Source organism: Actinomadura sp. 6K520 (assembly GCF_004349245.1).
GTDB lineage: Bacteria > Actinomycetota > Actinomycetes > Streptosporangiales > Streptosporangiaceae > Spirillospora.
Genome location: NZ_SMLC01000071.1, coordinates 22,370 through 34,958, shown reverse-complemented (window position 1 = coordinate 34,958; position 12,589 = coordinate 22,370). Strand labels below are relative to the sequence as shown.

Below are 12,589 nucleotides of genomic sequence, written 5' to 3'. Positions count from 1 at the left end.
GGTGGGGAAGCGCGGTGGCTCGGGGAGGGACAACAGGATCGGGGTGGCCCGGTAGCCGTCTTCGAACTCTTCGATATGCAGGAGTACCGGGGTGTCGCGGTGGTCGGTCAGATGAAGGTGTGCTCGGCGCCAGGCCTCAGCAGCATCGACTTTGCTGAGGCCTTGCGGGGTCGAGTCGGAGATCCCCGCATGATTGCGAAGGTTGGGCCGTCCGGATGAATCTTCGCGGACGTGGTGCGCTCCGACGACCAGGGTCAAAGTCTCTGTGATCCTGATCAGGAGGTCATGGACGCGGCAGAGGAAGACGATGGTGTCGTCGAGGTCGCCGGTTCGCGTCAGTTGATCAAGGACGCGGTCGCCGCCGTTGCTGTCGGCTCGTCCAGTAAGGGTTCTGAGGGCTTCGATGTCTCTTGCTAGCTGAGCGTGCAGTTCTGCGCCGGTGTGCATGGGGTCGTCCTGGTAGGTGGGTGGCATAGGCCGGGGACACAGGAGTACGGGAGGGTTGCCGCGTCCCCGACGCTTGGGTCGGCTGGGTCCGGAGGTGCTGGTTTCGTCAGGCCGGTGATGCCGAGACGCCTGCGGTTTCGTGGCAGTTGACGATGCGTTCGGCGACTTCTTGGAGGTCGATCAGCGGTTGGCTGACGTGCCCTCGGCTGGTGCGCCAAGAGAAGACGTTCGCCTCCATCCAGATGTTCAAAGCTCCGACGCTGATGACCGGGGCGCCGCTGTCGTCACCGCGGCAGGTGGCTGGGATGCCGCGTGCCCGCAGGACTTCCGAGAGCCGACTTGCTGCCATCGCGGGGGTGATGACGTGGGTGGCGACCGGCCATCCGGTCGGGAGGGGGAGCGTGAACCAGACGCACTTGCCCCGCGAAGTGGTGAGGCGCGAGCGGGTGTGATGCGTACCCATTTCGGAGGAGAGCGCCGCGACGATGGAAAGGCCCTTGCCGTGCTCGTCGAGTAGGTCGGTGTCCCGGGAGACAGGCCAGATTTCGCGATGAGTGTCGAATACAGAGACGACCAGTTCGGGGGCGGGGCAGGTACGCGCCCAGACCCACAGCTCCGGGCGGGACATCGAGGTTGCATGCGTGTGCGCGTTGGTAGCCAGTTCGGACACCGCGAGCTTCGCGTCTTCGACCGAGTCGATGGGGAAGGTGAGGTCACGCATCGTCGCGGCGAGGAGCGAGCGCGCTTGGGACGCGCAACTCGGGTCTCGAGGCAGCTGGAACGCACAGAATCCGCCGGGCGGGATGTCGGTGGCCTTGCCGATGTACATCAGCGGCTCCGACCGAGAGTCTTGGGCATGGAGTGGCGACCACGGCACCCGTTCCTCTTCCGGAGGCGCCTGCTTCTGACCGAAGCCCGCGCTGCGGGAGGTAGATAGGGGGCAGCGCTTCCGTGGACCGCTCTGTTCGAAGGCGGTTGCGGCCGACGATGTTGCGCCGGGTGGGGCATGAGGGAGTCGAGCCGACGGCTCAACTCCTGAGGTGTGGCCCCTTCAATCAGTCGAGGTGTGCCGTCCTGGGCGTAGGTGAGGGCCCAGAAGCTTCCGGTGTGCTCGCCGAACCAGATGGTTGCCGAGGGGAACTGGTCGCCGATCTCGGCGACCGCCCGCTCTGGGTCGACGTCGCGTGCCCAGGGGGCCGGTGTCATCGTGGTCGTCGTCTCGGGGGTGGGGTGTTGTACCTGGTCGTGGTTGTGCGGGCGTTCCAGGATGGGGGTCACCGCCTGAACGGTGGACGTGTTCGTACGATCATGCATAGTCGGACCTCCTGCGTCCGATCAGGCCCCGGCCGGTGTTGCCGCACCGCGTCCGGGGCCGCCTCATGTAGTCGGGCCCGTCTCCGAAATCACCTCGAAGGAGCAGGAGCGACCAGTCCCTTTGGGTTCGCGTCGATCGCTCTCCGCAGTCGGGTGAGTACGGGCCTCAGAATGCACTGTGAAACTGTGCTGCACAAGTGTGCCATTGCATTGGTGCCAGGATTACGGGTACATGTCCGCAATATTCCTGGACGACAGTGCGGTATCCGCTCCTAGCCGCGCCTCCGCAGCAGTTGCGCCGGGTACCTTGTGCCACGCAACCAAGGGGGATCCATGCCGCAGCCTGGAGTCACAACCGTTCGGATGCGCCGACTCGGCTCCGAACTCCGCAAGCTGAGGGAGAACGCCGGCTACACCATCGAGCAGGTCGCCGAGCACCTGGAGTGCTCGCCCTCACGGGTGAGCCGCATCGAGACGGGCAAGGCGCAGCCTCCGAAGCAGCGGGAGATCCGTGACCTGCTGGAGCTGTTCGGCGCGACGGACACCCGAGTGAGGGACACGCTTCTCCAACTGGCGAAGGAGGCGGCACAGCCAGGCTGGTACAGCGAGTTCCAGGACGTCTTCCCGCCCCGCTTCGGCTCCTACATCGGGCTGGAAAGCGAGGCCGCCGAGCTGCGGCATTTCGACAATCAGCTCGTCCACGGGCTGCTTCAGACTCCCGAGTACGCCCGCGAGGTCCTACAGACGACGCTCCCTGGCGAGGCGCCCAAGACGATCGACCGTTTGCTGGACCTCAGGCTCGCCCGGCAGCAGATCCTCGATCGCGCTACACCAGCGTTCGCCCTTTGGGTGATCTTGGACGAGAACGTCTTCCGCAGGCCGATCGGGGAGGCCGCGGTGATGCGGGGTCAGGTAAGTCGCCTGCTCGCTGCGATCAAGGCTCCCAACATCACCGTGCAGGTTCTACCCTTCGATAAAGGTGCACATGTCGGGCTCGACGGGCCATTCTCGCTGCTCGGCTTCCCTGACCCCACCGACCCGGACGTCGTCTACGTCGAGAGCCAGGCCGGCAACGCCTACCTGGAGCAACCGCACCAGGTAAGCCGCATGAACACCAAGTTCAACCTGCTGGTGGCATCGGCGCTCGACCCCCGCGGGACGGCGGCTTTCCTGCACAGGATCGAAGAGGAGATGCAATGACCACCCCGGCCCCCTCCCCGCTGAACTGGCGCAAGGCGACGGCCAGCCAAGGCAGCCAGGGCTGCGTCGAACTCGCCCCACTCCCCGGACTGATCGCCGTCCGCGACTCCAAGGACCCCGACGGCCCCACGATGTTTCTGGCCCGGGATGCGTGGCGCCGGCTGACCGAACAGGCGAACCGCGGGAACCTGGACCTCTGACGTCCGCCGCACTCAGGTGCCTGGTGATCCGGTCCGGAATGGAACGCAGGTGATCCCGGTGGAGGGATGGGCTGCCTACCGTGGCGGCCAGGGCGATTACGACCGGGCGCCACGAGAAACGCCCGGATGAGCGTGGCCGACGTCCCAGGCACAGCTGCAACCGCCGAGGAGGGCCATGGCGCGCTTCTCCGGGACGGCCTCTACCTCATCGATCCGGATCTGGTCAGCCTCCCAGGCGTCCCGACCGGACCAGCCACCTCTGCCGCCGGTCCCCGACGCTGGGCCGCCGCACCCAGCCCTACTGGCTCAGCCGCACCCAGGCACAACAAGCTGCAGGCTCGCTCGACCAGGAGATTCTGCTTCCCCATAGCCGACGTGCTGTTTGAATGCACATGCAGCCAAGGCGATTCACCGACTCTGAGCCAGACAGACCATAATCGAATAGATTCTCGATCATGGTTCCGGGTCTCTTGTGTCTCGACCGTTGGCTGGACGAAGACGATCAGCGGCGACTCATCGCGGAGATCGACGCCGCGCCCTGGTCATCGCAACTACGGCGGCGTGTCCAGCACTACGGCCACCACTACGACTACGGCAACCGAGGCGTGGGCGCTGCTGCGGCCCCGCCACTACCCGCCTGGGCGATGACGTTGGCCCAGCGCCTGCACAACGACGGCCACTTCGACCGACCTCCCGACCAGGTCATCGTGAACGAGTACCTCCCCGGCCAGGGAATCAGCGCCCACGTCGACCGCGTCCCCACCTTCGGACCGGTCGTCGCCTCGGTCAGCCTGCTGTCGGCATGCGTCATGGAGTTCACCCACCCCGAGGACAAGACCCGCGTGCCGGTGCGCCTCGAAGTCGGCAGCCTGTGCGTGATGACCGGCCCAGCACGATTCACCTGGCGGCATGCCATTCCGGCGCGCAAGACCGACCCCGGACCGAACGGACAGACGCCCCGCAGCCGACGAGTTTCCGTGACGCTGCGCACGGTCCTTTAACACCCTCTGGTCACCTCCGTGATCTACGCGTTCCTGGCTCCATCCGTCGACAACCTCGTTGGGCCAAGAATCATTCGTGATCAAGCTTGCCGAGATCGCTAACCGGGCCAGAGGCCACTCGAAGGTGGGGCCGCTTCTCGTTCTTGAAATCAGACCTGCGTCTCGCGACGCCGGCTGATTGTCGGCATGGACATAAGGCGGTTGAAGGCGTCAGGTCTCGACAGCAGCGGAAGACGGTCGGGCAATGGCGGTGCCGCCCTGTGTGGGGTGAGCACGCCGTCAGCGGAGACCTCTGTGGACACCTCGGTACTCGGCGACAGGGATAGTACGGTGAGCTGGCTTTGGCCCCTGGGTTGGAGTTCGTGGACGGCTTCGCTTCCGTCGTCGCAGGTGATGAGGATGCGCGGCAACAGTCCCTGGGTTCCTAGGTAAGTGCGAGTCTGCTGAGCGTCTTCGGTCAGGATCAGACCTGGAATCCTTTCCTCTTGGAGAGTGCCGATGTCGATGCCGAACAACCGCCAGGCGTCGGTGCGGGCGATGACGAGCTCGGAAGCGCGGCCTATCCGGTCGGTGAGAGCGTCCAAGGCCAAGCGGCGGACGGCACCTTCCGCGCCAGGGCCGACCAGGGAAACGACCTTCGATGACAGTTGGGCCCCGCACTCCTCGGATGCCGGCCGCTCGGTGGGCGTCACAGGAGTCGCCCTCACCATGCCGTTCGCTTGCCGGTTGAGACGGCGAAGAATGGATCGCGTCGCCTGGCAGATGGCTCGGCGGCGCCGTCCGGCCACATAGGCGGCGCTGACGGACAGAGCCAGTAGCGCGGCGACTCCGGCCCAGCCGAATGGCCCGGCCTTGTAGCTGCTCTGCTTGCCGGGCGCCGTCGGAATGGGTGTGTCGTGTTCGCGGGGTGTTGGCGGCGGGTGTTGAGCGGACGATTCCACCTCCCCAGGAGACGGCGTGGAAGAGTTCGTGGGGGCGGTCTGTCTGCCTTGACGAGAAGGCGCTGGAGTCGGCGGCGCACTCTCCCGATGCTTCCTGGGCTTATGGCTGGGGTCATTCGGCTTCGGACGGCGGCCGGGAGGCTTCGACACCCTGGGGATGTAGTCGCGGAAGACGTCGTTCCAGTCCGGGTCACGGCCGGTCCTGAGACTGCGCAGTACTTCTTTTCGAGCGCGGCGGCAGACCTTGTTCCTGTCGATGTACCTGCTGGCGACCGGCCCGATCGGGGCGCAGGGCGGCGCATGCCCAGCAACAACATGCTCTGTGGTCTCGGGCCCGGTGTGAGGGAGTGAGATGGCGGTGAGGAGGGTGAGGTTGAGGACGACCGGAGGCCAGTACCCCACTACTCGTAGCAGCAGTGGCCGCGGCGTCGCACCTCTCACCACGCATCTCTCCGCGTGGAGCGGTTCGTCGACGGTGCCGGCTTCTCATCCTCGCCTCCTCGCTCGTAGGTGCGGCTCCGGCGACGGTCCAGCGGCGGCGCGGGCGGAGGTTGCCAAGCCGTCCGGGACGGTTTCGGATAGCGGCGTGGCCATCTGATGGCCGCAATCAGTGCGATGGGCCAGCCGAAGACGGTCATGCAGCAGATCACGTTGACCAGGACGATGTAGCCGATCTCCTCGACGCCGCGGACGATGGCGATGAGCGTCGGCAGCACGGCGAGGAGCACGAGGAAGCCGATCAGCGCGAGCAAGAAGAGTTCATTGCCCTGTATGGCGGTCATCATTTCCCTCCCTCTTCAGAGGTTGCGTCGGCGGTTCCGGTCGGGGGCCTGGAGTGATGATCGGCGTGCGGCCGGTGTTTCGGGGGGCCGCTTCGAGCTCATCTCCAGCGCCTCCTGGATGGAGAGCGGGAAGTCCTCGGCAGCCGACGCAATGTCCGAGCCCCGACCGAGGTGAGAGCGCGGGCTCTCGGTGACGGCCTTGAGGATGATGTGTTCGGGCAGGTTCGTGGCGATCTCCAAGACCGTGCGCAGCTCCTCGGGCTCAGGTTCGCGCCCTTGAAGGCGGAGCTTGTCTCGGAGCTCGCTGGCGATCTGGGCCGCGCGCTGCTCTTGGCGAGCCTCTTCCCCGTCACCTCGGTCTGGGCCGTGAGCCGACGCCGTCCACTCAGCACCTGTGCCTTCGTGTAGTTCTCCGCGTCGGGATGCCGCATCGCCGGTTCGGATGTCGGGGTCGCGAGCGAAGAAGTGGGCGGCCTGCCGCATGGCGTCGAGAGGGCTCTCGCCTTCGCTGCGGTATCGGTCGTAGTGGCTCATTGCGTGGGGATGCAGGTCACGTAGCCGGTCCTCGCACTTGCTGACGGCGAGCGCCGCGGACGCGTTGTCTGGGGCGTAGGGGACGGCTGCCGCCCATACTTCGGCGACGTCCAGCAGGTTTGCGCGCCGTAGCCATTGGCGGTCGTGGGCACGTTCCCAGCGTGAGCGCGCTTCGGTCATTGCCGCCCTCTGAGCCTTCGCCTCTGCTCGTTGAGCTCGCTGGTCCTGTGCTCGCCGGCCAGCTCTTAACCGCTGGCGGTACCGGGCGAGGCTTTGTTGTACGCCCATCGCTGTGGAAACGATCTGGACGAGTCGTTGGCCGCCGTGCTGGAGGCCTTCGTTGATCGGGTCGGGGTGCGGCTGGTTCATGGCTTCCTCCGGTGGGTGCGTCTGGGTGGTGTCGTGTGCGAGGTGCGTTGAAGCCCGGTGCTTCGCCCTTCGGGGCTTGGCGGCTGGACTGGTGAGGCGTCGGGGGCCGGGTCCGGGCTGATCGCCGAAGCGACAAGGGAGGTGACCTCGGACGGGTCCATGCCTGTGCGGGCTGCGACGCGGGTGACCTGGCGGACGATCTGATCCGGTGGGAGTTCGGCGATCAGTGCTGCGGCGGCCTGGGCGGCGGCCAACCGGGACTCGACGAACTCCAGGGCTCCCCCGAACCGCTGGATTTTCTCATCTATGACCAGGTCAGCGAGGGGAGTTACAGAAAGTAGTGCCTCGCGGACACTTGAGTGTCCCGTGGGCGACAGGATCTCGGCGGGGTCCCGGCCCTTGGGAAGCACCGCTGCCTCGACCGGGCCCCCGACACGGCGGAGTGTGCGCCAGGCCCGGAGCGCTCCACTCCGTCCGGCCGTATCTCCGTCGAGGGCGATGACCAGTCCGGAAGCGTTGAGGTCGGCGGAGAGGCCGATCTCTTCGATCTGCGCCGCTGTGATGGACGTACCGCAGGGCGCGATGGCGGCGTAGACGTCCGGCATGACCGCGTTGACCGCGATCGCATCGAGCGGCCCCTCGACAAGGAGAGGGCGTGCGTTGCCTGCGAGCTGCGGGCGCCCCTCATGGAGACCGAGGAGCACATCGCCCTTGTGGAAGAGCACCGTCTCGGGGGTGTTGAGGTACTTCGGGCCAGGGGCATCGTCTCGGCGACGGCCGATGAAGCCGATGACCTCGCCGTCTCTGTCTCGGAGAGGGAACAGGACCCGGTCTCGAAACAGGTCGAAGGGCGCTCCACGCTTCGGCTGCTTTGCCAAGCCCGCGTCGATCAGCGTCTGATCGCTGTGGCCCAGTTCCCGCAGGTGCTGGAGCAGCGAACGTCTGGATCGAGGTGCGAGGCCGATCTGCCATTGCTCCTGCATCTCAGGCGTGAAGCCACGGCGTGCGAGGTAGCGGGTTCCCCAGCTCTCCGAAAGGTTCTTTCGGTAGAAGCGGTGGGCCTCGGCGAGCGCAGCACGTAGGTGTGACGTGGAGACATCCGACGCCTGATCGATGTTCTCAGCCACTGGGGCGGTCTCCTGCGGGCGGCTGGGCCTTTCGGTGACCACCGTTGCGGTGGAGCGCCCCGGCTTGGAGAGGTCCTGGAGTCGCCGCTTGAGTCGGTTGCCCGTCCGGACGATCTGGTCTCCGACCACGCGGATGGCGGCGGCGGAGTCTGTGCGAACGTCGTCTCCCGCCCACCGTTGAGGCGGTGGAAAGGACATCTGCGAAACGTCCAGCCCCAGCTCGGCCAGGACGACGTAGGCGACTGAATCTGCCATGACGCGCCGAACGCCGCGACAATCAAGTCCGACCGTGTCGAGATGCCCGCCGGGCTGGAGTGCGTGAGCGAGCTGGTGGACGAGCAAGGTCACCGCAGCCGTGTCATCAAGCTCAGGATGAATCTTGATCCGCCGCTCGGGGGGACCGAGGTAGCTCCAGCCCTGTCCGCGGTCGACGTAGAAGTCGAGGTCGGCTGCGAGCCTGGAAAGCCACCGCAGTCCCTCTGCCGGCGAGAGCTCGGGCTTTTCGATCAACTGACCGTCGGTCTGCTCGATGTCGAAGACGGTGCGCGGCTTTCCGCCAGTGGAGATGATGCGGATGCCGGTCTCACCACGGCGGACCTGCCGGTTCTGCCTCTGCCATGCGTCATACGAGCGGACATCGGTTGCTGAGGGACGCTGGGCCGGGATCAGCAGCGTGCTGGTGAATCCGTATCGTCCATGACGACCGGCATGCTTCAGCCAGACCTCCCATTCCAGACGTCCGTCGGCGAGACAGGCGACAGCGTGGTCAGCGATCCCCTTGAGAGTGGTGAGCTGACGCCGTTGTTCCTCCGTCTGGGCCAACTGCTCCCCTCGGGATGAGGCGATCATGCCGAGCCCCGCCTGGCCGCTTCATTACGAACTGCGGCGATCATCTGGGTGAGGCGGTAGTTGGCGATGGTGAAGCCCGATTCGCGCAGGCGTTGGCCGAGGCGGTCCCGGCTGAACTGGCCGCCTTCCCGCTCGACCTCGCGGTGGAGTTGCCGGGCAATGTCCATCAACTGGTTCTCCCGCCGCTTGGCTCTGATGTTGTCGCCGTCAGCGGCCTGGCCAGGCGCGTCCTGGGCGGGCAGTCGGTTGAGGGCGAGCCGGTCGGCCAGCGGGGCACGCCATCGCCAGGACCACCTGCCGTAGTCCTGCTGGAGCTCGGAGACGGCCAGCAGGTGGCGGTGCTCCAGGTCGAGCCCCTGCCGGTACTCGGTGATGTGCCACAGGACCATGCGTCGCCACAACAGCAGGCTGGAGACCGGCGCGAGGAGCCACCGCGCGGCCGGAATTCGTTCGACCCGGTTGACCGAGGTCAGTCCCACCCATCGGCGGATGAGGTGCCGGACGCCTTCGACCACCGTGATGAACAGGACGGGCATCGCCGCCGTCATCACGCTGCCGGCCAAGCTTCCGTGCGCGGCGGACACGTTCACCAGGACGGTGCCGGCGATATAGAGCCAGGCGACCCAGCGCAGTACCGGCCAGGGCAGGTCCAGGTACTCCATCAGCAGGTCCCAGGCCAGCAGGATCAAGATGCCGACGTCCATGCCGACTGGGACGATCCATGCCAGCCCACCGAAATGCGGCTCGGCCATCTGCCGGATGGTGGTGAACGACCCCACGCCGCCGAGGACGGCCAGCGCCACGATCAGCGGAGCGACTCCGGCAGCCACCCATTTGATGACCTGGGTCTCCCGAGGCGCCCGCGCGGCCTTCTGCCCACCGGTGGCCGAGGGAGTCACTCCTGCTGGCTTGGGCCGGGTCACCGAAGGCGCCTTTCGACCATCCAGAGCAGCAGCCGCGCGACGTACCGGGGTTCGTCGGCGGTGCCGAGCAGCCGCCCGTGGGCGGTGACGTAGGCGTACGCTCCGTCGGCGCCGGCGCACAGGACGGTCTCCGACCAGCCGTTGTGCCGGATGCGCAAGCGCCAGCGTCCGTTACGGGGCGTGCGAGCCCGCACGCAGGCTCCCAGCCGCTTCAGCTCGTAGTGCAGCCGGAGCAGCCTCGCACGCCGTTCCGCCAGCTCAGCCTGTGTGGTCGTTGCCTGCTTGTACATCGCGCCCCCCGGTGATGTCAGCCGATGACCGAAGCGACCATCAACTAAAGTTCTTGATCAGAAAGATGCAGCACACACAGACGTCGGTCAACTAAAGTGTGTGACCGGCGTGTTGGCTGCTTTTGAGCGATTATCGGTGGGTCACGGCCTTCGTCGCCGGTTCGGCTGCCGTGGCGGCATGCTCGGTGCTGCGCTCGCCTGCGTGCCCTGTGGCGCGGGTGCCCACGGGTTGGGGAACCCGGCCATGGCCAGCTGTGCCTGCGTGGGCTGGACGACACGGTCGCCCAGGAGCGTGCCGTGATGACCGGCCGCTGCGTGGTCGAGGTGCTGTTTCGCTCGACGTGCCGCGTCGGCCTGCGCCTGACGTTGTTGCAGCAGACGGATCTGGGCGATGGTGTCCACAAGGGCGATCAAGCGGCTGACCAGCACGAGGATGGAGACGGTGGTGCGGTCATGAGTCCCGGCGAGGGTCAGCAGCCGGGCCGCGGTACGCAATGCGTTGCCTTCTGATCTGGGACGAGGAGTCCGGCTGTAGGGCGAGCGTGCGGCCCGGTCGTAGCTGTCGGCGGCACGGCGTAGATGAGGATTGCCGGTTGCTGCGGCGGCCACGTGCAGAGCGTCCGACGCGGCCCAGCAGGCGTCCTCGGCGGCATAGGGGTTGGTGGCCAGATGCCGCCGGATCTGGGACGTGGCGTACGCGGCAGCACGCGCCGCGTCGTCGTAGAACGCCTGCCGTTCTTCGTGCGTGAGGTCGCACAGCAGGACGGAAGGATCGCCGTAGGCATCCGACCCAAAGCTCTCCCATCGTCGCTGAAGGCGCTGCAAAGTGAGGTCGTCGGCAAGCCGCCCGCCGCTGTACCAGGTCGGCTCTTCACCTTCGGCCAGCGCGACGGCATAGCCGGTGATCTGATCGGAATCGAGTTGGCTGTAGCGCCGCCGCACCAGCAGCCCGTGCTGCTCAAGCAGATCGAGGAACTCGTGAGTCGAACGGGCTTCGTCCGCCGCGCGGCGGACGGTCGTCCGCAACACGCCGCGCGCCGTCCGCGCCGACAGGTGCCGTCCAGATAGCGGACGAGACGCCGGACGATCAACACCGTCCGATGCCCATCGGCGACGGAGTTTGGGCAACGTGAGATCGTCGGCCAGCTTCCCGCCGCCGAACCACACGGGCCTCCCGGACGGCCCCACGTCACCAGGAAGTGCGACGGCATAACCCGTGACCGCACCGCCGTCGCGTTCGCTGCGACGCTTATGGACCAGGACCTTTTCAGCCGCCAGAGCGGTGAAGAACTCGGCTTCCGTCCGAGCCCCGGCGGCCGCGGTGACCACATGCCGCCGCAGCGCGCTGCGCGCCGGTTCCGACCGGCCGGCGCGTTCGGACTTCTCGATCTCGGCGCGCTTGGGCCGCCGCGCCGCCGTCCGGTCCGCCGGGGCCGTCCGCCGCAGCCGGTAACGGTCCTCGACCACCCGGCAGGCGGCGCGCAGCCGGTAGCCGTCGTTCCACACGCTGGGACGGGTCCCGTCCTGGCGTGCCAAGGTGGCGACGATGTGGATGTGGTCGTCGGCATGGCGGACGGCGAACCAGCGGACGGCTTCGTCGTCGCCGGACGGAGCGAGCCCTGTCCGGTCCATGATCTCGTTGGCGATGTCCGCCCATTGACGATCGTTGAGCACCGGGTCGTCCGGATGCGCCCGGACGGCCACATGCCAAACCGGCTTGGGATGGTTGCGTTCACCCAGCAGATCCAGCGGCTGTCGCATCAGAGCGTCCAGACGCCGGAAGTCCCGCTTCCCGTCCTTCCCTATGAGGGGTTCGAGCGCTTCCGGAGAATCGAAGCCTGCGACGATATGCGGATCCTGATGCTCGTTGCGCCGCCCTGGCCCGTACAGGTAGCGGATCAGGCCCGGTACGCGCTCACCTCGCATGACCTTGGCGATCACGCAGCCCTACCGCGCCACACCCGACGAATCACAATCATGACGGCCGGAACTTCGTAGCTCTGCCCGCGATCAGCCGAGTGCGGGCCATCGTCGGCCTCGCCCTATTGTCGAGTCCTCGGCCCGGTGGACCGACGCAACGCTCTCCTGATCTCTTCGGCGACCGCATCGATGTTCTGCGTCGAGGCCGCCGCGACCCGCGCGTACTGTTCCAAAGCACGTGTGGACTGGCCCGCTGAATGCAGGGCGGCGACGGCCTGATTGAGATTGATTCCGATACGACGAGCCTGTCCAGCAGCATGCATCACCTCACTCAGCAACTCCGTCAGCGGCGACCAGCGCGGCGGATCGGCCTGCATGGCCACCGCGACAGTGACTTCGCCGGCATAAGCGCTCACCGCCATGCCGACCCGCTCGGCCGCCGCCAGTACCACGGCGTACTCCTCCTCACTCAGGGGGATACGCACCCCAACACCTCGCCGCTGCCCGCGCACTCGCCGCCGACGATGCCCCTGTCCTCGCCGATGTCCTGCGCCAGCACCGTTCTCCCGCCGGCCCCCAAGCCGCGGACCTTCGTGACCACCAAGCGCCAACTTTTACCCCCGTTCAGGCTGGTGGGCCTTCCCAATTCCCTCTTCGGACCGCGCCCGGTCCGAAGCCTGTAAGTGTCACTT

General features: G+C 66.8%; 13 protein-coding genes. 3 read left to right on the top strand and 10 right to left on the bottom strand.

The annotated features are described in order from the left end of the window. Together E1289_RS19825 and E1289_RS19820 are read right to left on the bottom strand one after the other, a co-directional pair. On the bottom strand, window positions 1-447 hold a 447-nt coding region (locus tag E1289_RS19825; RefSeq protein WP_131982259.1), incomplete at its 3' end, for a hypothetical protein. 106 nt (window positions 448-553) lie between these two features. Continuing rightward, window positions 554-1,276 (bottom strand): ATP-binding protein, encoded by a 723-nt coding sequence (locus E1289_RS19820; RefSeq protein WP_131982257.1) that lies wholly within the window; start codon window positions 1,274-1,276, stop codon window positions 554-556. A gap of 848 nt (window positions 1,277-2,124) precedes the next feature. On the opposite strand from E1289_RS19820, the gene E1289_RS19815 reads away from it, so the two are divergent. The 3 genes from E1289_RS19815 (at window position 2,125) to E1289_RS19805 (ending at window position 4,162) form a co-directional block, all read left to right on the top strand. After that, window positions 2,125-2,961: a helix-turn-helix transcriptional regulator gene (locus E1289_RS19815; protein WP_207929041.1), complete on the top strand. Its 837-nt coding sequence runs from the start codon at window positions 2,125-2,127 to the stop codon at window positions 2,959-2,961. Then, the gene (locus tag E1289_RS19810; RefSeq protein ID WP_131982253.1) at window positions 2,958-3,161 is read left to right on the top strand and encodes a DUF397 domain-containing protein; all 204 of its coding nucleotides are present in this window, start codon (window positions 2,958-2,960) and stop codon (window positions 3,159-3,161) included. The genes E1289_RS19815 and E1289_RS19810 overlap by 4 nt, the downstream gene beginning before the upstream one ends. Before the next feature lie 455 nt (window positions 3,162-3,616). Further along, window positions 3,617-4,162, top strand: coding sequence for an alpha-ketoglutarate-dependent dioxygenase AlkB (locus E1289_RS19805; protein WP_131982251.1), 546 nt, complete (start codon window positions 3,617-3,619; stop codon window positions 4,160-4,162). Window positions 4,163-4,311: 149 nt separating this feature from the next. On the opposite strand, the gene E1289_RS19800 is transcribed toward E1289_RS19805, so the two are convergent. From E1289_RS19800 to E1289_RS19770, 8 genes are all read right to left on the bottom strand, one after another. After that, the gene (locus E1289_RS19800; protein WP_131982249.1) at window positions 4,312-5,103 is read right to left on the bottom strand and encodes a hypothetical protein; all 792 of its coding nucleotides are present in this window, start codon (window positions 5,101-5,103) and stop codon (window positions 4,312-4,314) included. A 437-nt stretch (window positions 5,104-5,540) separates the two neighbouring features. Then, window positions 5,541-5,885 carry a superinfection immunity protein gene (locus E1289_RS19795; RefSeq protein ID WP_165970548.1) on the bottom strand — a complete coding sequence of 115 codons (345 nt, stop codon included), beginning with the start codon at window positions 5,883-5,885 and terminating at the stop codon, window positions 5,541-5,543. A gap of 15 nt (window positions 5,886-5,900) precedes the next feature. Then, window positions 5,901-6,788, bottom strand: a complete 888-nt coding sequence (locus E1289_RS19790) for a hypothetical protein (RefSeq protein ID WP_131982245.1) — start codon at window positions 6,786-6,788, stop codon at window positions 5,901-5,903. After that, the gene (locus E1289_RS19785) at window positions 6,785-8,737 is read right to left on the bottom strand and encodes a toprim domain-containing protein (RefSeq protein WP_165970547.1); all 1,953 of its coding nucleotides are present in this window, start codon (window positions 8,735-8,737) and stop codon (window positions 6,785-6,787) included. Before E1289_RS19785 ends, E1289_RS19790 begins: the two co-directional genes overlap by 4 nt. Before the next feature lie 23 nt (window positions 8,738-8,760). After that, the gene (locus E1289_RS19780; protein ID WP_165970546.1) at window positions 8,761-9,594 is read right to left on the bottom strand and encodes a DUF2637 domain-containing protein; all 834 of its coding nucleotides are present in this window, start codon (window positions 9,592-9,594) and stop codon (window positions 8,761-8,763) included. Window positions 9,595-9,683: 89 nt separating this feature from the next. After that, window positions 9,684-9,977, bottom strand: a complete 294-nt coding sequence (locus tag E1289_RS38285) for a hypothetical protein (RefSeq protein WP_165970545.1) — start codon at window positions 9,975-9,977, stop codon at window positions 9,684-9,686. Window positions 9,978-10,118: 141 nt separating this feature from the next. Continuing rightward, a complete protein-coding gene (locus E1289_RS19775) occupies window positions 10,119-11,918 on the bottom strand; it encodes a hypothetical protein (RefSeq protein WP_131982239.1) in 1,800 nt (599 codons plus the stop codon). 101 nt (window positions 11,919-12,019) lie between these two features. Continuing rightward, window positions 12,020-12,382, bottom strand: coding sequence for a hypothetical protein (locus tag E1289_RS19770; protein WP_131982237.1), 363 nt, complete (start codon window positions 12,380-12,382; stop codon window positions 12,020-12,022). Window positions 12,383-12,589: the final 207 nt, after the last annotated feature.

Excerpts from the sequence above, each read along its gene's own strand:
- E1289_RS19820 (WP_131982257.1), bottom strand. The coding sequence starts at position 1,276 with ATGTACATCGGCAAGGCCACCGACATCCCGCCCGGCGGATTCTGTGCG.
- E1289_RS19815 (WP_207929041.1), top strand. The coding sequence starts at position 2,125 with ATGCGCCGACTCGGCTCCGAACTCCGCAAGCTGAGGGAGAACGCCGGC.
- E1289_RS19810 (WP_131982253.1), top strand. The coding sequence starts at position 2,958 with ATGACCACCCCGGCCCCCTCCCCGCTGAACTGGCGCAAGGCGACGGCC.
- E1289_RS19805 (WP_131982251.1), top strand. The coding sequence starts at position 3,617 with ATGGTTCCGGGTCTCTTGTGTCTCGACCGTTGGCTGGACGAAGACGAT.
- E1289_RS19795 (WP_165970548.1), bottom strand. The coding sequence starts at position 5,885 with ATGACCGCCATACAGGGCAATGAACTCTTCTTGCTCGCGCTGATCGGC.
- E1289_RS19790 (WP_131982245.1), bottom strand. The coding sequence starts at position 6,788 with ATGAACCAGCCGCACCCCGACCCGATCAACGAAGGCCTCCAGCACGGC.
- E1289_RS38285 (WP_165970545.1), bottom strand. The coding sequence starts at position 9,977 with ATGTACAAGCAGGCAACGACCACACAGGCTGAGCTGGCGGAACGGCGT.